This window comes from Gottfriedia sp. NPDC057991, from assembly GCF_042886615.1.
Lineage (GTDB): Bacteria > Bacillota > Bacilli > Bacillales > Bacillaceae_G > Gottfriedia.
The window spans coordinates 361,168-382,869 of the sequence record NZ_JBHVQN010000003.1 but is presented as its reverse complement, the minus strand read 5'-3'; the positions used below and the strand labels follow the sequence as shown (position 1 = coordinate 382,869).

The following is a 21,702-nucleotide window of genomic DNA, read 5'->3' as shown; positions in this document are numbered from 1 at the left end:
GAGTGAAGCCTATGAAAATAAAGATATTATTTATGATAATTAATATGAATATTGGTGGAACTGAAAAAGCACTACTAAATATGTTATCTGAGATGAATGAAGATGAATACGAAATTACTGTACTTATGCTAGAAGAGTTTGGTGGTTTTTTAAATGAATTACCAAGTAATATTCGAGTTGAATATGTAAAAGATTATGACAAAATAAAAGATTTATTAAATAATCCACCATTATTCGAAGCAATCAAAATATTAAAAGAAGATAAACCAGTTCACGCTATTAATTTAATCTTTCATCACTTACTTTCAAAGATTATGAAAGATCGAAGTTCATACTTTAAATATGTATTAAAAGATTATCGCAAATTAAAAGAATATGATATAGCGGTAGCTTATGCAGGTCCAATGGATTTAATAAGCTATTTTGTTATGCACAAAATAAACGCCAAAAAGAAAGTTCAGTGGATTCATTTTGATGTAACTAAGATTTCCTTTAATAACAGGTTTGCTATTAATCTATATAAGAAGTTTGATCAAATTTTCGTTGTATCAAATGAAGGAAAAGAAAAACTTATAGAGAAGTTATCTGGAATAAAAAACAAAATAGATACATTCGGTAATATTATTTCTTCAAGTTTAATTGAAAAGATGGCGGAAAGAGAGTCAGGATTTGATGAAAATTTTAATGGAATAAAAATTCTAACGGTTGGAAGACTTTCAATTGAAAAGGGTCAGGATTTAGCAATTAGAGTATTATCGAAACTAAAGAAAGCCGGATACGACGTTAAATGGTATTGCATTGGAGATGGAGAAGGTAAAGCAGAGTATCTCAAATTAATAGATGAGTATGATGTTTCGGAAGACTTTATTTTATTAGGCACCAAATCAAATCCATATCCTTATATGAAGCAATGCGATCTGTATGTTCAGCCATCGCGACACGAAGGATATTGCATTACCCTTTCTGAGGCAAGATGCTTTAATAATCCAATCGTTACAACAAATTTTACCGGTGCAAACGAACAGCTCATTAATCGGGAAACGGGCTTAATTGTTGATTTTGATGAAGAGGAAATGTATAAGGCAGTGAAAGAATTACTGGATAATGAGATTTTAAGAAATGAAATAAAAATAAATTTACAAAAAGAATCTGTAGATACTACAAAGGAAATAGAGAAATGGAATTTACTCATTGTATAGAAAATTTACCTCATTTAGTCATCTAGATAGATATTCTGTTTTTTTAATACTCATTTTTGGGGTGAAATATGAAGAAAAAAGTTTTATTTATGCTTAGTAGTATGAATATAGGCGGTGTGGAGAAATCATTTCTATCATTATTATCAGTAATTCCAAAAGATAAATATGATATAACGCTCCTACTTTTAGAGAAAAAAGGCGAATTTTTCGGGAATATCCCAGATTGGGTTAAAGTAGTAGAAGCTACATGGTTTACTACAATTAAAGATATTATATTACAACCTCCACACAAAACTTTGAAAGAGTACTTTGATAATAAGCAATACGTAAAAATGCTATCTTTTTTGAGTAAATACTTAATTTCCAAAAAAACTACAGATCGAAATATTTATTATCATCATATTTTTAAAGATGTTCCAAAAGATTTTACTTTGTATGATGTAGCTATAGCATATCAAGGTCCTACTGACATCATTGATTATTATATCGCCAACAGAGTAACTGCTAAAAAAAAGGTGTCATGGGTTCACTTCGATGTTTCAAAACATCTAATAAATACGAAATTATATAAAAAGCTTCATAAAAAGTTCGATAAGATCTTTGTCGTTTCAGAGGAAGCAAAGAAAAGGCTAATTGAAAAATTACCACAAGATGTAAGTAAAACAGAAGTATTTAAAAATATACTTTCATCAAAGGTAATTAATAATATGTCTTTAGCCGAGGTTGACTTTGATAATAGTTTCATAGGAAAGAAAATTTTGACAGTTGGAAGGCTTTCGATAGAAAAAGGTCAAGATATGGCTATAAAAGTATTATCAAAATTAATTGAAAATGGATATAACGTGAGATGGTATTGCATTGGTGAGGGTGAGGATCGTAAGGAATACGAGGCGTTAATTCATAAACTTGGGTTAGAATCCAAATTTATTTTATTAGGTGCAAAACAAAATCCATATCCTTATGTAGCAAATGCCGATCTTTATGTTCAAACTTCTAGACACGAAGGTTTCTGTCTTACTTTAGCTGAAGCTAGGTGTTTGCATAAACCAATCGTCACTACAAATTTTACAGGAGCATATGAGCAAATCACTGATAATTATGATGGGTTAATTGTCAAATTTGACCAAGATGAGTTATTTGAAAAAATAACATATTTAATTAACAATCCTGGAAAAAGCGAGGATTTATCTAGAAATCTATTAAACGATATTGTAGATACTACTTCTGAAATAGATAAGTTATATCAATATATTGGATAAGATGGAGTGAAATTAATGAATCCAAAAATCAGTATTATTGTTCCTGTATATAAAGTAGAACCCTATCTTCATAAGTGTATAAATTCACTATTGGATCAGACGTTTGCTGATTTCGAATTAATTCTAGTTAATGATGGATCACCAGATAAAAGTGGGGAAATTTGTGACCATTATGCCTCTATAGATTCTAGAATTAAAGTAATTCATAAAGAAAACGGCGGGCAGGCTAGTGCAAGAAATATGGGATTGGATATAGCAAAGGGAGATTATATAGGATTTGTTGATAGTGACGATTATGTTGAAAATGATATGTTCGAAGTATTAATTGAGAATGCATTGAAATTTGAGGCAGATGTTGTTGAGTGCGGCATGAAAATTGTAAATGGAAACAAGGTAGACCAAATTCAAGATAATAACCAAGTTGAAATTGGCGATAATATATTCGCTCTAAAAGGTCTATTAAACAATGGATACAGGAATTCAGTTTGTAATAAGTTGTATAAAAAAGAAATCTTTGAAGCTCTTAGGTTTCCAAATAAGTTATATGAAGATGGTTTTTTAGCATTTAAAATATATTATTTGGTAAAGAAATACGTATTTATTGGTGTAAGTAAATATTTTTATGTACAAAGAAACGAGAGTACAATGTCAGAACAAGAAAATTTTACTTTAAGGAACTTAGATGGCTTAGAGTGTGATGAAGAGAGATTTCATTTTATACGTGACCGGGTTAATGAACAATCATTACTTAATTTATCAGAGTCTTATTTTTTTTCCCGTATCTTATTTTTTTATCAAAAACTACTTAACAATAAAGAAATCGATCCAAATAAGAAATACAGAAATGATTTAAAAAACAAAATCCTAAAAAGTTACAGTGACTTTTTAGTAAATCCAAATTTAAAGAAATTTTATCCTATAGTAAAAACTTCGAAGCTAAATATTAACAAGTTTAACTTTATATTTGCGAATTATATGTGGGGATTAAATTACCTTTTAAGAACATACTCTAACATTCGTAAAATATTAATAATGGAAAGGATAGTGAACAAATGAATCCAAAAATTAGTATTATTGTTCCTGTGTATAAAGTAGAGCCATATATACATAAATGTGTGGATTCTATCTTAGCTCAAACGCTAACTGACTTTGAACTTATACTTGTCGATGATGGATCACCCGATCAATGCGGAATAATATGTGATGAGTATGCTAAAAAGGATGATCGAATAAAAGTAATCCATAAGAAGAATGGTGGGCAAGCAAGCGCTAGAAATACTGCTTTAAACATAGCCAGGGGAGATTATATAGGATTTGTTGATAGTGATGATTGGGTTGAACCGGATATGTACGAAATACTTTATAACGCTTGTATTGAGAATGACTGCGATATTGCAAACTGTACGAGTATAGTTCATTATGATGACAAAACAATCGTAAATGGATCACAGCCATTAACGATTCATACTAGAAGTCAAGCAATGAAAGCATTATTTGAAGGTGCATTATACGATGAAGTTGTTTGGTCAAAATTAATAAAAAGCGAGCTTTTGGAACATCTTAGATTTCCGGAAGGGATTATGTATGAGGATACAGCATTTACTTATAAAGTAATTAATGAGAGTGAAAAAGTTTGTTATATTGGTGAACCAAAGTATCATTATATTAAGCGTGAAAATAGTACAATGGATCTGGCAGTTAAAAATAAAAGTATCGATGCAGTACTAATATACGACGAAATCTATAGATATGTAAGTGAGTATTATCCTGAACTAAAACCAATTGTAACACTAAAACTGGCTAATAATGCAATGGCCATTTTAAACACCATTTCACTCGATCCAAATCATATTTTATATCAAAAAGAATATAAACGAGTAACCACGATTCTAAACAATTACTTTACGGAAACAATTAAACTTAGAGAGTTTGTTACAAATGTTAAAATATTATTAGTTGCAACAAAAATTCACCCTATTTTTTATAAGTTAATAATTAATTTCCTATCAAGGAGAAATAGAGGATGAACTTTTACCGAAGAATGTATGTGTTAGGTTCAAAAATTAAAATAAGAAGTATTGAACTGATTACCACTCTATTGAATAGAATGGTTTTTTTATTTTCTAGCCAACCTTTCGTAAAATCAACAGATGAAAGTTTAAATTTAATCGTTCAAAATAAATGTTCCATCAGTAGATATGGTGATGGAGAGTTTAATTTAATGAATGGTAAGAGTTTACGATTTCAGCCCTATTCAAAAGAGTTAAGTCTTAGACTGAGAGAAATCATTAAAAGTAATCAAGAAAATCACGAAGTATTTATTCCTAATATTTTTAATAATGTTGATTGGTGTACAGACCGGTCAAGGAGTTATTGGAAAAGTTACTTAAATTTAAATCTTTATAAGATATACAAACTACTCCAAAGAGACAAAATCTATTATGATTCGTTGGTTACGCGTCTTTATATAGACTATAAGGATAAGAGTCAGGCTGAATTTAGGTTTAAGACTTTTAAAAAACTTTGGGATAAAAAGGATGTCATCATTGTCGAAGGAGACCAAAGTAGGTTAGGGATTGGTAATAATTTGTTTGATAATACCAAATCAATAAAAAGAATTTTATGTCCAGCTATTAATGCATTTGTAAAGTACGATCAAATATTAGAAGAAGTAAAAAAACATGATAAGTCAAAACTAATTTTAATTGCTCTTGGACCTACAGCTACCGTATTAGCTTATGATTTAGCTAATTTTGGCTATCATGCGGTTGATATTGGTCATATCGATATTGAATATGAATGGTTTTTAAATAAAGCTGTAGAAAAAGAAGCGATTAAAAATAAATATGTTGGAGAAGTTCTAGAAGGTACTGATGTTCACAGAATTAACGACATTAAATATGATGAAGAAATCATTACTAGAATATCGTAAATTTAGAATAGGGGGACTTGAATGGCTTGTGAAATTTCTATAATCGTTCCTGCATATAAGGTAGAAAATTATCTTAATAAATGTATCGATTCAATACTTGGGCAAACATTTAAGGATTTTGAACTAATACTAGTAAATGATGGATCTCCTGATCATTGTCGGGAAATTTGTGATGAATATGCGACCATGGATCAACGGGTAAAAGTAATTCATAAAGAAAATGGTGGTTTATCATCAGCGAGAAATGCTGGTCTTAAAATAGCAAAAGGAAAATATATTGCATTTGTGGATAGTGATGATTACATTCATTTTAAAATGTATGAAGTCTTGTATAGTAGTGCAAAGCAAAATTCATCAGATATTGTGATTTGTGACTATTTAAAAGTGAAAGAAGGCGAAGTAATTAATTCAAATGAATCTAATCTTAGATATAAAGAAGAACATTATACAAACATCGAAGCATTGAACGAATTATATGGAAATAAAGGAGTCAAATTTGTCGTTGTTTGGAATAAATTGTTCAAAAGACACTTATTTGACAATCTGGAATTTGAAGAAAATAAAATCCACGAAGATGAATTTATCGCTCATCAATTACTTTATAAAAGCTCGAAGGTAACATACATACCTATTCAATTACATTTTTATCTACAAAGAAAAAATAGTATTACACAGGCCGGATTTTGTATTAAGCAACTCGATTTTATTATAGCCTATAAAGAAAGAGTCAAATTTTTTATGAAAATAAATCAGTATGATCTACAAAAAAAAGCCGAATATTGTTATATACCATTATTTTTTAAGTATTATTACAAAGCAAAAAATGAAGTACCTAATAGTAACAAAGAGTTAAAAAGATTAAAATCAGAATTCTGTCTTAGTCTATTTTCATTTTTAAAAAATCCATATTTTATAAAAAAAGAAAAAATAGGTTGGTTTATTTTTACGATTAATTCGAGCTTGTTTGAAAATTTAGTTCAAAAAAGACTTAGTAATCCCTCATAAGTGGAGAGTTACTAGTCTTATTTTATTTTTAAAAGGGTGATAAATTTGAAGTCTTCATTAAGTAAGTTGCTAATGCTTTTTAATAAAAAAGAAAAGAAAAAATTAATCTTTCTATTAATGATGATGATCGTTGCAGCAGTATTTGAAACGATAGGAATTGGAGCAATTTTCCCTTTTGTAGGGATTTTGACTGACCCATCAGTAATTAAAGAACAAGCTATACTTTCATTTGTTTATGAATTTTTTCACTTTCAATCAATTAATGGATTTATCGTATTTGCAGGTATAGCATTGCTTGGAGTCTTTTTTATTAAAAACATATATTTATTATTTTTTAATCATTTACAGGTACGTGTCATCTTAAATCAACAAGTTAGATTATCTAGAAGCTTGTTTAAAGAATATTTAACAAAGCCTTATGTTTTTCATTTATCAAGAAATACGTCAGAATTACTTCGCAATATAAATACAGAAATTACGAAAGTTTTCCAAGGGATTATCATTTCTGGTTTTCAATTATTGACAGAAGTTCTAGTAACTTCATTTATATTAGTTTTATTAATAGTTACGGCACCTTTAGCAACAATTGTCGCTTCGACATTATTAGGTGGAAGTGTATTCTTATTTTTTAGGTTTTTTCGCAAGAAGATTAGTCATTTAGGTGCTGAACAACAAGTAGTAAATGCTGCAATGATTAAATGGGTAAATCAAGGATTAGGTGCGAGTAAAGAAGTTAAGGTATCAGGTAAAGAAGACTTCTTTGTTAATGCTTTTACCAATCAAAGCCAAATAAGTGCAAGAAACAGTCGACAATTAAATATATTAAATCAAGTTCCAAGATATTTTATTGAAACAATTATGGTAACAATTGTGCTAATTACGATGTTAATTATCGTTTTTAAAGGTAGTAATACGACTAGTCTAGTTTCAACAATGGCACTCTTTGCTATGGCGGCATTTCGACTAATGCCTTCAATTACTCGTATCGTAGGATTTATAACTGCAATTCGTTATTCACAGCCTGCGTTATCGACTATATATGAAGATTTATTCTTAAATAAAGATCACCACGTAATTAGTGATAATTCTATTTCGAAGGAAAATTCAATAGTGTTTGACCAAAATAAGAGAGTTTTTAATGAAACAATTAAATTAAATGATATATCGTTTAAATATCCTAATCAGAAAGATTTTTCAGTTAGAGACGTATCTTTAACGATTCCAATCGGGCAGTCTGTTGCTTTTATTGGTGAGTCTGGTGCTGGAAAAACAACTCTAGTTGATATCATTCTTGGTTTATTTCACCCAGAAAATGGTGAGATCTTAATTGATGGAAAAGATTTAAATGTTCAAAGGGCGCTTTGGAAACAAAAAATTGGTTACATTCCACAAACGATTTTCTTATCGGATGATACCATTAGAGGAAATATTGCCTTTGGATTAGATGAGAATCAAATCGATGAAGAAGACGTATGGAAGGCGCTTGAACAAGCACAACTAAAGGAGTTTGTTGAATCGCTACCTGACCAATTAAATACGACAGTAGGTGAAAGAGGAGTAAGGCTTTCGGGCGGTCAACGTCAACGTATAGGAATTGCTAGGGCACTTTATAATAATCCGGAAATAATCTTCATGGATGAAGCAACTTCCGCATTAGATAATGAAACAGAAAAAGAAATTATGAAAGCAATCGACGGGTTAAAAGGAGAAAAAACTTTAATTATTATTGCGCATCGTCTAAGTACGATTGAAAACTGTGATATTGTTTTCAAAATGAATAAAGGTAGATTAGTTGCAGTTGACCATAAATTAAAGCACTCAGTTATTTAATAGTGGAAAATATCTAATTTAAATTATTCTTAAAGGAGGTACGTAATGCTTAGGAGAGGATTAGAAAAAATAAAAAATAAAGCAGCAGCAACTTGGTACTGGCGTGGATTTTACGGAAATTTAATTAAGGAAATGGAAAAGAAAATAAAACCAAGAAACGAAGAGAATGAAGTTCCTTTCGTAAACAAACCTGGCATTGCATTTTCATTTGATGACAGTTTTAGAGTCGAGCAATGGTATAAATATGGAATGGATTTATTTGGATATTATGATATTAAAGTAACCTTTAATATTAATGCATTTCACCATTTTGAAGGTGAAAGAGAGCATAATCAAAAGGAAATCGATCTGTTACTTGAATTACAAGCAAATGGTCATGAACTCGCTCACCATGGCTTAAAACACCAAAATGCTAAATCATATATTAATCAATATGGTTTAACAAAATGGGTTGAAGATGAAATAGAATCATTATTTAAATGGTTGGAAAAACACTCTCACTCTAAAACAATGGAAAAGTTTAAATTGCCAGTAACGTATTCATTTCCATTTGCAGCATGTAATGATGAAATGATAAACGAGATAGTTCCTAGGTACTTTAAAGTTGTAAGGGGACATTCGTCTACTGATCATTTAACGTCTTTTAATCATACTGGATTTGCACCTGCTATTTGTATAGATAGTATATTTTTAAAGAATAAAAAATATATAAAAAGGATTTTGAGAGTTGTTAAGAAAACAGGGCTAAATTTAATTTTAATGTCACATTCTATATTACCAGAAGATGTAAAGTGGGAAGATTTTGGATGGGGAGAAGAATCAAATCTTGCTGGAACGTGGAGAACTTCAACTAAAATGATTGAAGAAATAATAAAAGAAGCTAAAGCGTTAGGGTTGGAATTCTATACTACTGCTGAATTAGCTGGAGTTGCCACCTTTATAGATAAAAACTTAGAAAGGTGTATCAGACAGCATCTTCATAATCCAAGCGTAAAATGGATCACCATTTCTGAATTGAGCCCGATAAAAGAATTAGATTTAAGTGGTCAAAATATTTCGAATCTTGACGGTCTACAGTATCTAACCAATTTGGAGAGAATCAACCTATATGATAATAAGATAACGGATTATAGGTTGTTAGACAGACTTGGTAAGTTAAAAGAAATAAATATAAATAATGATCAAATCGAATCTAAGACAGGGGCTTAATTTTAAAAATCTAATTGAACAACAAAAAGGGAATGGGAAAATATGACAATAAAAGAGGTCTTAAAAAGTAATAGGTTCACATTATACTTTTATGATTTTATTAGAAAAATTCGATATAATTTTATTCCTATGATTAGACCAGTCATTATACCAAATATTGTTTTTAACTTTAAAAGAATTTTAAGAGTAACTCGTATTAATAGAAAAAGTCATTTCGAGAAATTAAAAAATATAAAAAATAAACATTTAGGTGAAAGATGTTTTATTGTCGCAACGGGACCGAGCCTAAAAATTGAAGATTTGGAAAAACTTCGTGGCGAAATTACCTTTAGTATGAATTCAATTTGTCTCGCATTTGAAGAAACCAATTGGAGACCTACATATTATGGGATTCAGTGTATTGGAAATTATCTTAGATTTGAAGAAGATATTAAAGATTTGGATTCAGAATGTAAATTCATCGGTGAACCTATTTCAAAACATAAGGAGATTCCGGAAGAATTCTATGTTTATCCAATGAACATGCTAAATCATTATGTCTTGCATAATAAATATAATACCAAATTTAGCGATGATGCCTTTGCAGTTGTGTATGACGGATATTCAATAGCTTATTCACTTTTACAAATTGCAGTATATATGGGATTTAAGGAAATCTATTTACTAGGTGCAGATTGCAATTACTCTAGTGATTTGAATCACCATTTTAAAAATTACGATTGCTTTGATCCCACTTATTCAGTTGCAGGAATAAAAATGATTCATGCGTACAAAAAAGCAAAGAAATATGCGGATTTCAAAAATGTTAAAATCTTTAATGCTACTAGAGGTGGAATGCTTGAAGTGTTTGAAAGAGTTGATCTTGATGATGTTTTAGCTAACAATGAAAGAGAAGAATCTTTACTATCTTTATAACAATTTAACACCCTGAAACAGTTAAAAAGTATTATTATCACATAAAAATTGAAAATTGTTAAAAAAGATGGTAATTTTTGAAATAAGATGTTCTCGATTAAGAAAAAATCTTTACTACTTGTTAGACCTCTTTATGCGTTTTTTAGCGTTTGTTTAATATAGTGAACAAACTGTTTCTAAATACTTAAAAATGATTATCTTACAATTAAATATAAAAGAGGGAGATTTGATGGAGGAGTTTAGATATATATTTGTAGATAATTTTTTATATAGTTCGCTCTACATAAACTTAGATCAGAGTTTAATCAGTCTTATATACTTCCTTTTTTTCAAAGGTAAACCTTTTGGTTTTCTTGAGAGGAAGACAAAAATTCATATTATTAATTTTTTTCTACCAATTGTTAGGCTTATACGAGTCTTGCAATTTACTTATTTATATAAAAGAAAAAAGAACTTAAGTAAAAAGTCTCCTGATTTATTTCCAACACTTTCATCATTACATTGTGGACACTGTCTCATCTTAGGAGGCCAAGGTGAGTATAAAGTAATAAATTTTAGAAAGAATAGTGTCACAACTGCATTCCCTGGTGATTTTCCAAAAAGTGTGATGGAGAATAGGATTTATAAACTAAAAGAAGCGCAAGATTGTAAATTATCACCTAAACTACTAGATTGTGATATCAAGGGTAGGTATATGAAAGAAAGTTATTTAAATTTAAAGCCTATATCTTTCGAATTAAATGATATAAAGAGTGTTTATTTAGATACTCTGCCTATATTAAAGGATATTTTATTAAGTAAAAGACCTCAAAATATTTGCTTAGGACAACATATTCAAAATGTTTCAAAAAGGATTGATCAATTATTAAGTCCTTTTCTTAATCATAATGTTAGCCTAGTAAGTAATATAAAAATTATTTTAGAATTTATTTCGGAAATTCATAGTGTGCTACATAAAGATGCCTCCCAGACAGAAATTATTTTAGGATTTACACATGGGGATTTTTGGGAAGGTAATATTTTGAAAAGTGGAAAAATATCAATGGTAATTGATTGGAATACTTTAGAAATCAGAAGCGCTTTTTTTGATTTTTACTTTATTACATTTGATAAAGTTTCTAGTATAAATACGGAAAATCTATACGAAATTGATCGAGAAATTGAAAAAGCATATCATACTTTTATTCGTAATTATTTAGAGGGTAATTTTATAAATTCTAAGTTAGCAACAATTCTAATGCAGCATTCAGAATTATATAGATATATATTTTACTTAGAATTTATTACTCAAAGGTTAGTGGAAAATCCTTTAGGAGAGCAAAGATATTTTAAGTATTTAGCAGATAGAATTAAATTTTTTCAAGCATATGAAAGTAAACTATACGAAAATAAATACAATAATAGCATAGTAGAAAAAATTTAGTAGAAATATTTTAAGTGAACGTTCTTTAAAATGAACAAGCCCTTTTAATCTATAAGATGATATTAGGAGGAAGATAATTTATGAAAATTATTGGAGTTATTCCAGCTAGATATAATTCGTCAAGATTCCCAGGCAAACCATTAGCCGACATTTGCGGAAAACCAATGATTTGGTGGGTTCACGAACGATTAAAAGGATTAGAGGAACTAAGTGAGGTATATGTATCAACAGATGATAAACGAATTAAAGAAGTTTGTGAAAGCTATGGAATAAAAACGGTTATGACTTCTGAAAATCATAAAACACATCTTGACCGATTATACGAAGTTTCTACATTAGTAGACGCAGATTTTTATATAAACGTAAATGGGGATGAACCATTAATAGAAACTGAGGCAATTAGAATGATTCTTCCTAAAGAGGTTGATTCGAATTCATTATATGTTTCAAATTTAATGACAGAGTTAAAAAATCCCTTGGAGGCGGTTGATTTTTCAAAGATTAAAGTTGCCACGGATGTTTTTGGATATGCGTTATATTTAGCTCGAAGCCCAATTCCTTACCCAAAAGGGACATACGATTTCTATTATAAAAAGTTCGTTGGAGTACAATGTTTTACAAAAAGTGCATTGGAGTTCTGTTATTCAGCACCAAGAGGACCTTTGGAAGCAGCCGAAGACATTGATGAGTTTAGATTTATTGAGAATGGTCAAAAGATAAAATTTGTGGAAGCAAATGTCACGACTCTATCTGTAGATACTCCAAAAGATTTAGATAAAGTGCGAGATATCATAAAAAATCGATTAGAAAGCGTGGTATTTGAGTGAACAATATAAAGCTACTCGACTGTACTTTACGCGATGGTGGATACATCAACAATTGGAACTTTGGTAAGAGGACGGTTAAAAAAGTAATTGAAAAGTTGACACAGTCTAATATTGATATTATCGAATGTGGGTTTCTTAGAGATGTCGATTATGATAAAGATACTACAATTTTCAATGACGTAGAAAAAGTCAAAGAACTGATTCAGCCAAAAAATAAAGATACTATTTATGTAGCTATGATTGATCAACCATTTATCTCAATCGATAAAATAAAAGTATGCGATGGTACTTCAATTGATGGAATTCGATTAACGTTCCATGATAATGAAGAAGAAATTGCTGAAGCATTAGAATATGGAAAAATGTTAATTGAAAAAGGGTATAAAGTGTTTATCCAACCAGTTGGTACTACTAGCTACACTGATGCAAATCTATTAGCGTTGATCGAAAAAGTTAATGAGCTAAAACCATATGCATTTTACTTAGTAGATACACTTGGGATCATGTACAAAAATAATTTATTAAGAATGTACCACTTACTAGATCATAATCTTGATAAAACTATTAGTATCGGGTTCCACTCTCATAATAATTTACAATTATCTTTTTCAAATGCCCAAGAATTACTAACGCTGCATACTAAAAGAAATATAATAATAGATTCTTCAGTATTTGGTATGGGAAGAGGTGCAGGAAATTTATGCACCGAGCTAATTTCTCAGTACATTAATGAAAATATTGAGGAAAAATATAAAATTGCTCCTTTATTGGAGATTGTAGATGAGCATTTAAGTAGATTTTTTAATGAGCCTAAATGGGGTTATTCTGTTCCCTATTTCATAGCGGCAATCAATAATTGTCACCCTAACTATGCATCATATCTAATGAATAAACAGACGATTTCTGTTAAGTCAATCAATACAATATTGAGGCAAATCCCGAGCAAAAAACGTGATCTCTATGATGAAAATTATATTGAAGATTTATACATAAGTCATCAAATGCAATTGGTAGACGATACAGAAAGCTTGAAGAGATTAAGGAAGCTAATTGGCAATAAAAAAGTACTTATTATAGCACCAGGTAAATCAATCGAAAAAGAATTAGAGAATATTAAAACGTTTATAAACGAAGAGGACCCATTTATTATTAGCGTAAATTTTTTACCAAGTACTTTTAACTGTAACGCCATTTTTATTAGTAATAGTAAGAGATTTAAGAGTATGGAAGATGTAATAAAAGATATGCCAATAACTACATCCTTAATAACAACTTCTAACATTACAAACTTAAAAGTCGATTCATCTATAGTCGTTAATTATTCTGATTTATTGCTAGAGAATTCTATCATTTCGGATAATGCAGGATTAATGGCTATTAATTTATTAAATCGTTTATTTATTGATCATGTGTATCTTGCCGGATTTGATGGGTTCAGTTTAAACAAGGCTAAAAACTACTATTCAACAGAATTAATTAATCATATTGAAATGGTTGAGCTTGTTAAGAAGAATGAAGAAATAAAAAATTACTTAGCCACTGTAGAAAAGCATATGGGAATTCACTATGTAACGTCGACGATTTATAAAGATGTTCATTTGTATAGTAAGACATATTAAAGCGGAGGGCATATGAAGTATTCTACAATTATTTTTGACTTAGATGGAACATTATTGGATACAGCGGAAGGAATTATGATTGGTGCGAACCATACGGCAATTCTAATGGGAGCACCTGAATTAACAGTTGAACAGCAGAGACGATTTATAGGACCACCACCTGTCGAGTCATTTATGCGAGAGTGTGGTTTTACTGAAGAGAGAGCAAGAGAAGCTGTAAAGATATACCGAAATAGATACAAAGAAAAGGGTAAATTTGAGGCAAAGCACTATAGTTATATTAAAGAGCTACTAGTTTCATTAAAAGAGAAACACTGTACTACAGCCGTTGCAACATTAAAGAGGGATGATTTAGCAAAAGAAATTTTGGGAAATTTCGAATTGAGCATGCACTTTGATTCTATTTTCGGAGTTGATGATGCCGATACACTTAGCAAATCAGATTTAATTTTAAAGTGTTTAAAAGAAATAGGACAAAATGATTTGTCAAAAGTAGTATTGATTGGTGATAGCATACATGATGCAATCGGTGCTGAGAAAGTAGGAATTGATTTTATTGCAGTGACTTATGGTTACGGTTTTGAAAATAAAGTTGATGCAAGTAAGTGTAAGAACGTTTATATAACCGAAAGTCCAGAAGATCTAGTAGACTTTTTTGAATTAAAGGAGACAATTAAGTAGTTAAGTAGTGATAGCAATTTATCATTGCAAACTAAATTTTGTCTTATTTTAATTGATAATGGAGCGATTGCTTTGAGAAATAAAAGGATCAAGGTAGTTATAGGATTAATCATATTAATTTGTTTTCTTACAATTTATACAATCTGGGACAACAACCGTATAACAATCGCCAACCAAGATATCATAATAAACCATTTACCAAAAGAATTTGAGGGCTATAAAATTCTTCAAATCACAGATTTACACGGTAAAGAGTTCGGCAAAAATCAAAGTCGATTGCTTAAATCTATTAATTCTATAAATTACGATGCAATAGTTTTCACTGGGGATATGGTTCTTAAAAGCCAGAGTACTAACATCAAGCCTTTTTATCAGTTATTAGATGGGTTAAAAAACAAAGAGAATGCCATTTATATACCTGGAAATGAAGATCCAGAGGCATATTATGTAAATTCAAAAGGTGAATTAGTAAAAAGTAAGTTCATAAAAGGAATTGAAAAACGTGGTGTCAAATTCCTGGAATCTGTTTATACAGTCAAAAAAAACAATTCCTCAATTAACTTCGTTGACTTTGAAACGTCGATCCTGGACCCGTCTCAAAGCGATAAACAAACAAATGGAATCTTCTTACCTGAATATGTACAAACCAAGCAGTATATTGAGCACCGTAAATCATTAATTAAAGAGATGTCCGGTATTAAACATTTAAAAAAGAATGATGTCTTAATTGCGCTTAACCACTATCCTATTGTTGACACGAGAATTGATAGTCTTCTAAATGATTCTAGTCTGAAGTTTAGAAATCGGAAATACGATTTGATTATTGCTGGGCATTATCATGGAGGACAAATTTGTTTACCTTTTATAGGAGCACTATTCGTTCCAGAGGGATGGTATAAGTGGGGTGGTCTATTGCCACCACAAAACCGCGTTAAAGGTCTTTGGGAGTACAAAAACACAAAACAATATGTAAGTACCGGTCTTGGAAGTAGCAATTTTATTCGGTTCCTAAAGTTTCGTTTATTTAACCCACCTGAAATTAATGTTTTGACATTAAAACAAAAAAAATAAAAGTAACCAGACTTTGAAATATATTTTCTTAAATATAGTCTAACTACATTTTAATTTTTAATAAAAGGAGCAATACCCGTGAGCTGGAAAAAAATAATGTTGCGCATTGGAATTGTTTTGACCGTACTGGTAGTAATAGCTGGGGCTACTGGATTTTATATTTATCATGAAGTAACGAAAACGACAAGTGTTATCTATCACCCAATTGAAAAGACGGAGAAAAGGGTCGAACCCGTCAGCGTTAAAGAAAAAAATCCATTCTCAGTTTTACTCCTAGGTGTAGACAAACGACCAGGTGATCAAGGACGCTCTGATTCCCTAATGGTCATAACAGTGAATCCTACAAAACATACGACAAAAATTATTAGTATTCCACGCGATACTCGTACTGAAATAGTAGGGAAAAATCGTACTGATAAGATTAATCATGCATTTGCATTCGGTGGTATACAGATGAGTGTAAACACTGTGGAGAAATTTTTAAACATACCTATTGATTACTATTTAGAAGTCAATATGGAGGGGTTTAAGGGGATTGTAGATGCAATTGGTGGAGTAGAAGTTATGAATACACTAGACTTCACAAATGACGGTTTTCACTTTAAAAAAGGATTATTGACTTTAAATGGAGAAAAGGCGTTAAGTTTCTCACGAATGCGTTATGAAGATCCGCAAGGTGATTTTGGACGAGAAGCTAGGCAACGTCAAATTATTCAGGAAGTAATTAACAAAGGAACAAAAATTCAAAGTTTAGTAAGTTATAAGGATATATTAAATTCGATTAGTAAAAATCTAGAAACTAATTTGTCGTTAAATGAAATGTTCGATATTCAGAAAAGCTACCGTGGTGCCACAGAAAGTATTGAACAACAACAATTAGAGGGAAGTGGGAAAATGATTAAGGGAATCTACTATTATCTAGTGCCAGAAGAAAATCGTTTAGCACTTTCAAATGAATTACGCGATCAGTTGGGATTAACACAATAAGCAAGAATCTTTATGGCGAAAATAAAACACCCGATCTGTTTTATAGTTTAACTATATTACAGATCGGGTGTTTTTTGCTTTGATCTATCTAGTGGATTAGATCTTTAATCTGAACGAAAAAAACTATTCCTCTGATTTATCCTCTGTGATTTCTACAAATTTCTACATACTGATATTCGCTAGTAACCCTGCATGCTACAAAAGACCTGGTATTTAATCCTTACTTTTCCTTTGAAATATGAAAAAAAATAGAGAATGAACAGTATTTACGTTTAATCAATTTCACATTTTATATGTAAAAAGAACTAGTTAATAGAGTGATAGTTAGTAAAGTTCTGTTTTTACGACAGGAAATAACAAATAAATACAGTGTTCGTCAAAAACTGATTTAAAAAAACAAAATTCACGTCGCTTTTTGTCAAAATAACACTTTTTATAAGGATTCAACTCAATTGTTAGATTATTTAGTCTTTTGTATAGTTAAATTGTATACGTTCTCATGGAAGAACAAAATACAAACTATATACAATTTAGGGAGAGAGAAAGAGATGAAAAAGGTTAAGAGTAAAGTTGTAATAGGTATTGTATCTGCTGGTTTAGTTATTTCTGGAGGAATCGCATTCGCAAGTACTAATGCTGGTGAGTTATTAACGAACTGGGCTAATACGAAAACTTCCGATGCAAAATCAGAGCTTTCTACATCATATAATTCAAAATATAATTCTTCAGTTGCAGATATGAAAACTAACGTAAATAATTACAAAGTTGATGCTGCAAACACAATCGAATCAGTAGGAGATGCTCAAACAAAGTTGGCAAATCAACAAATTAGTGCGGCTTTAAATGAGCATATTGCGGCAATTTCTGAAGCTATGGCAGCTTTAAACATGAGTATCCCTAGTGATTTTGCTAACTATGTCTCAGCAACAAATGGTAAAACAACATCTGATTTAAATGCATTATCAGATACATTAAATAGTAGCTTTAACACACAGCTTTCAGCGGTTGCTAAAAGTGCGGATACAAAACTTCAATCTAATTTAAATTCTTCTCGTACAACAGCTGTGAACACATTAACACAAAAAATTAATGATGCTAAAACTGAGATCTCTACTCTAATTAATGGACAAGCGACTGATTCTGAAAAAGCTGTTTTAGAGCACTTATCATCTGAGATAACTCGTATCGAATCTTCACTAAAAGCTGAAATTGATGCACAAGAAGCAGCTTCTATCAAAACTTTAGAGGATACGCAAAAACAAACTGTTAGCGATGCAACTAAAGATCTACAAGATTTAGTAGATGCAATTAATAAGTAAAAAGTAAATTTCTTAAAAGTTTGTTTTTTCATTGTAGTCATTGGGAGGTAAATTATGCAGAATAATACTGAAAAAACTAAAAAACAAACATGGATCTCCAAAAAATTTAATAAGCTTTTAATTGGATTTGTTACGTTAAGCGGTGGGTTACTAATCGCGACAACGTTTTCATTTGCTGATACGAATTTACCAGCAGCAATGACTGCATGGACAAAAAAACAAACTCAGGAAGCAAGTGATTATATTATTGGCATGACAGAAGCAGAAACAATTAAGCAAAAAGCACGCTTAGTTAAAGAGGTGCAAGAGAAGTCTAATGAATCTGCTGAAGAAATTCAACAATATGCAACACAAAAAAGCTTAGAATCACAAGAAGAGCTTCAAAAGTATGGAGATCAATTGATTAAACAAATAGATAGTAAGAATGAAAAAGATGTACAAGATGCAAAAGCGAGAATTGATAAAATTATACAGAATGCTCAGGAACAAGCAAAAGAAGAGATGAACCAACAGATTCCTAAGTTGAACTCAAATAATGAAAATGAAACATCTAACTCGAAAAAAGATGATTCACAAGATAGAAACAGCCAAGAACAGTCTAGTGATGTAGGTCAACAGTAATGGGTGCTACTAAAATTGAAGAACAAAATACATTAGAAGAAAAAAGTACGAAAACTTTTAGTCAATCATTAATTGAATGGCTGAAATTCTTTCTGATTTTAAGTGTTCTTTTAGCAATTTTACTAAATACAGTTGGGCTTACTAAAGTCAGCGGATTTTCGATGTACCCTACTTTAAATGATGGGGATGTAGTCTTAGTGAATAAACTAGCTCGTTTTACTCATGATCCAGAGCTAGGTGATGTAGCGATTATGAGATTAGAATCTGAAGGATTTGATGTTGTAAAACGAATAATGGGTGTTCCTGGAGACACGGTTTTTATAAAAAAGGGAGTTATTTATGTAAATAACGAACCAGTCCCTGAAATCTCTACAAATGGGACTTCGGAAGATATGGAAAAAATAACGGTTCCTAAAAACGACTTATTTGTTGTGGGCGATAATCGAGAGCCAGGAATTAGCTACGATAGTCGAAGTAAAGATTTTGGATTTATACCTATTAAAGATATTAAGGGGTATGTACTTATTTCAATTTTACCAATTCATAAAATTGCAAAACCACTTAAAGTGTAATCTGTCTAATGGAGGCACGAAGGAAAATGGAGAAGAAATCAATTAAAAAGAAAGTTGCAGTCGGTATATTGGCTGCAGGAATTTTAACAACAGGTACTGCATTCGCATCTACTAATGCTGGAGCATTATTTACAAACTTTGCCTCTCAACTATTAAATGACGCACAATCAACTGTAAGTAGTAAATTAGGTTCGAAAACTACAGATGCAATTGGTGCCATGAAGGATCGATTAGGTTCTTTTTTATCTAACTCAGAAGATGGGGTAAATAATAAACAAGGCGAATTATCTCAAGCAGGAGCTAATTCAATTAATGGTCAGTCAAACGAACACGTTGAAGCGATCAACAATGCTTTAACTGGCATTAAACAAAATACGCCAAACGAATTTGCCCAATTAGTAAACCAACTAAATGGACAAACTACTAGCGGAGTTGAATCTGAAGTAAATGGATTAAAACCAGACTTCAGTTCACAAGTTGCAAACGGTAAACTATCAATTACTGCTGAGCAAGCAAAAGCGCTTGATGCTTTAGAAGATGAATTAGATAAAGCAAAGGCAAGTTTAGCAGAGTTAATTGAAGTACAAAAAAGCACTAGTGATGCAAAACTAAAAGACTATTTAGCAGGTGAAATTGCTAGAATAACAGATGTTATTAATACTGCAACAAATGACTTAGAATTCAAAAAATCGAAAGCATTAGCTACTAAAGCTACAAGTATTAAAAATGATACACTTAATGATTTAGATGCTTTAGCTAGTGGGGTATATGCACCACAAAATAGTTTTCTAGCAGACTTTGAAAGCGCAAGTTCACCATTTTCAATTGCTGGTGATTGGCAAAGAATTAATTCAAAAGTAGATGGGAAAACTGATTATTATTTAATTAGTAATAACATTTCTAATAGTAGTTCTTCTACTGCTGAAGTGACAATTAATGTACCAGATAACGCATATAACGCATTCTTATCTTTTGATTATTTAGTTCTTTCACAACTAAATAAGGATATCTTAACGATTTCATTAGATGGCAATGTTCTTGTCGATGCATCAGGAACAGATAACCACTGGTCTAATGTAAATCTTGGAATCAAACCAGGTAAACATGTGTTAAAACTTACATATGCTAAAGATAAATCTGGAAGCGCAGGTAAGGATGCTGGATACATCGATAATATTTCTTTAAAATATGATTTACGTAAATAAATGATAAGAAGGGCACTCTCCATTTGAAGAGTGCCCTTCTTATTTTTGTTAGAAAAAAAATCTTCAAATTAAAATGGAGACATTTTAATTTGAAGGTTTATTTGCCTTGCTTATACTTATTAAACTCAATAAATTTTAATAATTCATCTTTTGGTATACCTGAATTAATTGCTTCTTGAAGGATATCCATCCATTCAGAATCAATAATTTTTGTTGGATCAATATCATCTTTCAGGAGGCTTTCTGCCGTTGTATTGAAGACGCCAGCAATTTTTTCAAGTACTTGAATTGAAGGATTGCTTTGTAGATTTCGTTCAATCGAACTTATGTAAGATTTTGCGATACCAGCACGTTCTGCAAGCTCTGTAAGTGACATTCCATGTTGTAAACGTAGTTTTTTAATTCGTTCTCCAATCATATAAGCTACTCCATATCTTTTTGACTATTACAAAAAGTATATCATAGTAGGGAGTAGTTCTCCTAGTTTTGACATGAATCTTTAACGCAATTGTAAAGAAATGACCGCACTTCATCAGGTCTTATGCCTACTTCAATGCATTCAAGTAGTAAGTCGATCCAGTTTAATTCGGCAGAATGTTTTTCCAATTCACTGTACATGGATAATGGCCTCCTAAAATTAAGGTATAAAATACCTAGGTAACCCTGCTATCTTAGTTCGTTTAATGGTTAAAAAATACAGTGAACTAGTGCTTTTTCTCTATATTTTCAACTAAGATCAGTGGCTTTGCGTCCCAATCTCTCAATTGGTTTGCCTTTTTCTAGTGAAAGTTCTGGTGTATTTATTACAATTTTTAAAAAATTTATATAACAATTATATAATGATTCCAATACGTAGTTTGTAGGAATTTGTAGTTTCAAAAAAAACAATAATATTACTAATATTTCAATTATATTAAATGCATTAGATAAATCAAGGTGTTTTTTTATATTTGAAACAATTGGAAAAATTTTGAGAAAATAGATTTCGACATTGGATAAAAAAATGTCGAAATACTAACAATCAGTTG

The 21,702-nt window shown here is 30.6% G+C and carries 21 protein-coding genes and 1 riboswitch; of the genes, 19 read left to right on the top strand and 2 right to left on the bottom strand.

Features of this window, described 5'->3' with window-relative positions:
- The first annotated feature begins 11 nt into the window (after window positions 1–11).
- From ACFVR2_RS13280 to ACFVR2_RS13190, 19 genes are all read left to right on the top strand, one after another.
- Window positions 12–1,199 (top strand): glycosyltransferase, encoded by a 1,188-nt coding sequence (locus ACFVR2_RS13280; RefSeq protein WP_387362372.1) that lies wholly within the window; start codon window positions 12–14, stop codon window positions 1,197–1,199.
- 68 nt (window positions 1,200–1,267) lie between these two features.
- On the top strand, window positions 1,268–2,458 hold the full coding sequence (locus tag ACFVR2_RS13275) for a glycosyltransferase (protein ID WP_387362370.1): 1,191 nt from the start codon (window positions 1,268–1,270) through the stop codon (window positions 2,456–2,458).
- A 15-nt stretch (window positions 2,459–2,473) separates the two neighbouring features.
- Window positions 2,474–3,514 (top strand): glycosyltransferase family 2 protein, encoded by a 1,041-nt coding sequence (locus ACFVR2_RS13270; RefSeq protein WP_387362368.1) that lies wholly within the window; start codon window positions 2,474–2,476, stop codon window positions 3,512–3,514.
- Window positions 3,511–4,485 (top strand): glycosyltransferase family 2 protein, encoded by a 975-nt coding sequence (locus tag ACFVR2_RS13265; RefSeq protein WP_387362366.1) that lies wholly within the window; start codon window positions 3,511–3,513, stop codon window positions 4,483–4,485. Before ACFVR2_RS13270 ends, ACFVR2_RS13265 begins: the two co-directional genes overlap by 4 nt.
- Window positions 4,482–5,390 carry an SP_1767 family glycosyltransferase gene (locus ACFVR2_RS13260; RefSeq protein ID WP_387362364.1) on the top strand — a complete coding sequence of 303 codons (909 nt, stop codon included), beginning with the start codon at window positions 4,482–4,484 and terminating at the stop codon, window positions 5,388–5,390. Before ACFVR2_RS13265 ends, ACFVR2_RS13260 begins: the two co-directional genes overlap by 4 nt.
- A 21-nt stretch (window positions 5,391–5,411) precedes the next feature.
- On the top strand, window positions 5,412–6,395 hold the full coding sequence (locus tag ACFVR2_RS13255; RefSeq protein ID WP_387362362.1) for a glycosyltransferase family 2 protein: 984 nt from the start codon (window positions 5,412–5,414) through the stop codon (window positions 6,393–6,395).
- A gap of 36 nt (window positions 6,396–6,431) precedes the next feature.
- Window positions 6,432–8,225 carry an ABC transporter ATP-binding protein gene (locus ACFVR2_RS13250; protein ID WP_387362360.1) on the top strand — a complete coding sequence of 598 codons (1,794 nt, stop codon included), beginning with the start codon at window positions 6,432–6,434 and terminating at the stop codon, window positions 8,223–8,225.
- Window positions 8,226–8,270: 45 nt separating this feature from the next.
- The gene (locus tag ACFVR2_RS13245) at window positions 8,271–9,434 is read left to right on the top strand and encodes a polysaccharide deacetylase family protein (RefSeq protein ID WP_387362358.1); all 1,164 of its coding nucleotides are present in this window, start codon (window positions 8,271–8,273) and stop codon (window positions 9,432–9,434) included.
- Between the two features lie 42 nt (window positions 9,435–9,476).
- Window positions 9,477–10,349 (top strand): 6-hydroxymethylpterin diphosphokinase MptE-like protein, encoded by an 873-nt coding sequence (locus ACFVR2_RS13240; protein WP_387362356.1) that lies wholly within the window; start codon window positions 9,477–9,479, stop codon window positions 10,347–10,349.
- Window positions 10,350–10,578: 229 nt separating this feature from the next.
- Window positions 10,579–11,772: a protein kinase family protein gene (locus tag ACFVR2_RS13235; protein ID WP_387362354.1), complete on the top strand. Its 1,194-nt coding sequence runs from the start codon at window positions 10,579–10,581 to the stop codon at window positions 11,770–11,772.
- Window positions 11,773–11,852: 80 nt separating this feature from the next.
- On the top strand, window positions 11,853–12,599 hold the full coding sequence (locus tag ACFVR2_RS13230) for a 3-deoxy-manno-octulosonate cytidylyltransferase (protein ID WP_387362352.1): 747 nt from the start codon (window positions 11,853–11,855) through the stop codon (window positions 12,597–12,599).
- Window positions 12,596–14,218 carry an aldolase catalytic domain-containing protein gene (locus ACFVR2_RS13225; RefSeq protein WP_387362350.1) on the top strand — a complete coding sequence of 541 codons (1,623 nt, stop codon included), beginning with the start codon at window positions 12,596–12,598 and terminating at the stop codon, window positions 14,216–14,218. Before ACFVR2_RS13230 ends, ACFVR2_RS13225 begins: the two co-directional genes overlap by 4 nt.
- A gap of 12 nt (window positions 14,219–14,230) precedes the next feature.
- Window positions 14,231–14,899, top strand: a complete 669-nt coding sequence (locus ACFVR2_RS13220; RefSeq protein ID WP_387362348.1) for an HAD hydrolase-like protein — start codon at window positions 14,231–14,233, stop codon at window positions 14,897–14,899.
- A 72-nt stretch (window positions 14,900–14,971) separates the two neighbouring features.
- Window positions 14,972–15,970: a metallophosphoesterase gene (locus ACFVR2_RS13215; protein ID WP_387362346.1), complete on the top strand. Its 999-nt coding sequence runs from the start codon at window positions 14,972–14,974 to the stop codon at window positions 15,968–15,970.
- Window positions 15,971–16,066: 96 nt separating this feature from the next.
- On the top strand, window positions 16,067–16,957 hold the full coding sequence (locus ACFVR2_RS13210; RefSeq protein ID WP_387362805.1) for an LCP family glycopolymer transferase: 891 nt from the start codon (window positions 16,067–16,069) through the stop codon (window positions 16,955–16,957).
- Between the two features lie 548 nt (window positions 16,958–17,505).
- Window positions 17,506–18,276, top strand: a complete 771-nt coding sequence (locus ACFVR2_RS13205) for a hypothetical protein (RefSeq protein ID WP_387362344.1) — start codon at window positions 17,506–17,508, stop codon at window positions 18,274–18,276.
- A gap of 54 nt (window positions 18,277–18,330) precedes the next feature.
- Entirely contained in the window at window positions 18,331–18,897 is a 567-nt protein-coding gene (locus tag ACFVR2_RS13200; RefSeq protein ID WP_387362342.1) for a hypothetical protein, read from the top strand.
- Entirely contained in the window at window positions 18,897–19,469 is a 573-nt protein-coding gene (gene lepB / locus ACFVR2_RS13195) for a signal peptidase I (protein ID WP_387362340.1), read from the top strand. The genes ACFVR2_RS13200 and lepB overlap by 1 nt, the downstream gene beginning before the upstream one ends.
- Before the next feature lie 26 nt (window positions 19,470–19,495).
- The gene (locus ACFVR2_RS13190) at window positions 19,496–20,674 is read left to right on the top strand and encodes a hypothetical protein (protein ID WP_387362338.1); all 1,179 of its coding nucleotides are present in this window, start codon (window positions 19,496–19,498) and stop codon (window positions 20,672–20,674) included.
- Between the two features lie 97 nt (window positions 20,675–20,771).
- Here ACFVR2_RS13190 and ACFVR2_RS13185 read toward each other — a convergent pair whose 3' ends face one another.
- Complete coding sequence (locus tag ACFVR2_RS13185) at window positions 20,772–21,092, bottom strand: helix-turn-helix domain-containing protein (RefSeq protein WP_025671315.1); 321 nt, start codon at window positions 21,090–21,092, stop codon at window positions 20,772–20,774.
- 62 nt (window positions 21,093–21,154) lie between these two features.
- On the bottom strand, window positions 21,155–21,292 hold the full coding sequence (locus tag ACFVR2_RS13180) for a hypothetical protein (RefSeq protein ID WP_387362336.1): 138 nt from the start codon (window positions 21,290–21,292) through the stop codon (window positions 21,155–21,157).
- Between the two features lie 35 nt (window positions 21,293–21,327).
- Window positions 21,328–21,458, bottom strand: a riboswitch (cyclic di-GMP riboswitch).
- Window positions 21,459–21,702 lie beyond the last annotated feature (244 nt).

Excerpts from the sequence above, each read along its gene's own strand:
- ACFVR2_RS13280 (WP_387362372.1), top strand. The coding sequence starts at position 12 with ATGAAAATAAAGATATTATTTATGATAATTAATATGAATATTGGTGGA.
- ACFVR2_RS13275 (WP_387362370.1), top strand. The coding sequence starts at position 1,268 with ATGAAGAAAAAAGTTTTATTTATGCTTAGTAGTATGAATATAGGCGGT.
- ACFVR2_RS13270 (WP_387362368.1), top strand. The coding sequence starts at position 2,474 with ATGAATCCAAAAATCAGTATTATTGTTCCTGTATATAAAGTAGAACCC.
- ACFVR2_RS13265 (WP_387362366.1), top strand. The coding sequence starts at position 3,511 with ATGAATCCAAAAATTAGTATTATTGTTCCTGTGTATAAAGTAGAGCCA.
- ACFVR2_RS13260 (WP_387362364.1), top strand. The coding sequence starts at position 4,482 with ATGAACTTTTACCGAAGAATGTATGTGTTAGGTTCAAAAATTAAAATA.
- ACFVR2_RS13255 (WP_387362362.1), top strand. The coding sequence starts at position 5,412 with ATGGCTTGTGAAATTTCTATAATCGTTCCTGCATATAAGGTAGAAAAT.
- ACFVR2_RS13245 (WP_387362358.1), top strand. The coding sequence starts at position 8,271 with ATGCTTAGGAGAGGATTAGAAAAAATAAAAAATAAAGCAGCAGCAACT.
- ACFVR2_RS13240 (WP_387362356.1), top strand. The coding sequence starts at position 9,477 with ATGACAATAAAAGAGGTCTTAAAAAGTAATAGGTTCACATTATACTTT.
- ACFVR2_RS13235 (WP_387362354.1), top strand. The coding sequence starts at position 10,579 with ATGGAGGAGTTTAGATATATATTTGTAGATAATTTTTTATATAGTTCG.
- ACFVR2_RS13230 (WP_387362352.1), top strand. The coding sequence starts at position 11,853 with ATGAAAATTATTGGAGTTATTCCAGCTAGATATAATTCGTCAAGATTC.
- ACFVR2_RS13220 (WP_387362348.1), top strand. The coding sequence starts at position 14,231 with ATGAAGTATTCTACAATTATTTTTGACTTAGATGGAACATTATTGGAT.
- ACFVR2_RS13210 (WP_387362805.1), top strand. The coding sequence starts at position 16,067 with ATGTTGCGCATTGGAATTGTTTTGACCGTACTGGTAGTAATAGCTGGG.
- ACFVR2_RS13205 (WP_387362344.1), top strand. The coding sequence starts at position 17,506 with ATGAAAAAGGTTAAGAGTAAAGTTGTAATAGGTATTGTATCTGCTGGT.
- ACFVR2_RS13200 (WP_387362342.1), top strand. The coding sequence starts at position 18,331 with ATGCAGAATAATACTGAAAAAACTAAAAAACAAACATGGATCTCCAAA.
- lepB (WP_387362340.1), top strand. The coding sequence starts at position 18,897 with ATGGGTGCTACTAAAATTGAAGAACAAAATACATTAGAAGAAAAAAGT.
- ACFVR2_RS13190 (WP_387362338.1), top strand. The coding sequence starts at position 19,496 with ATGGAGAAGAAATCAATTAAAAAGAAAGTTGCAGTCGGTATATTGGCT.
- ACFVR2_RS13185 (WP_025671315.1), bottom strand. The coding sequence starts at position 21,092 with ATGATTGGAGAACGAATTAAAAAACTACGTTTACAACATGGAATGTCA.
- ACFVR2_RS13180 (WP_387362336.1), bottom strand. The coding sequence starts at position 21,292 with ATGTACAGTGAATTGGAAAAACATTCTGCCGAATTAAACTGGATCGAC.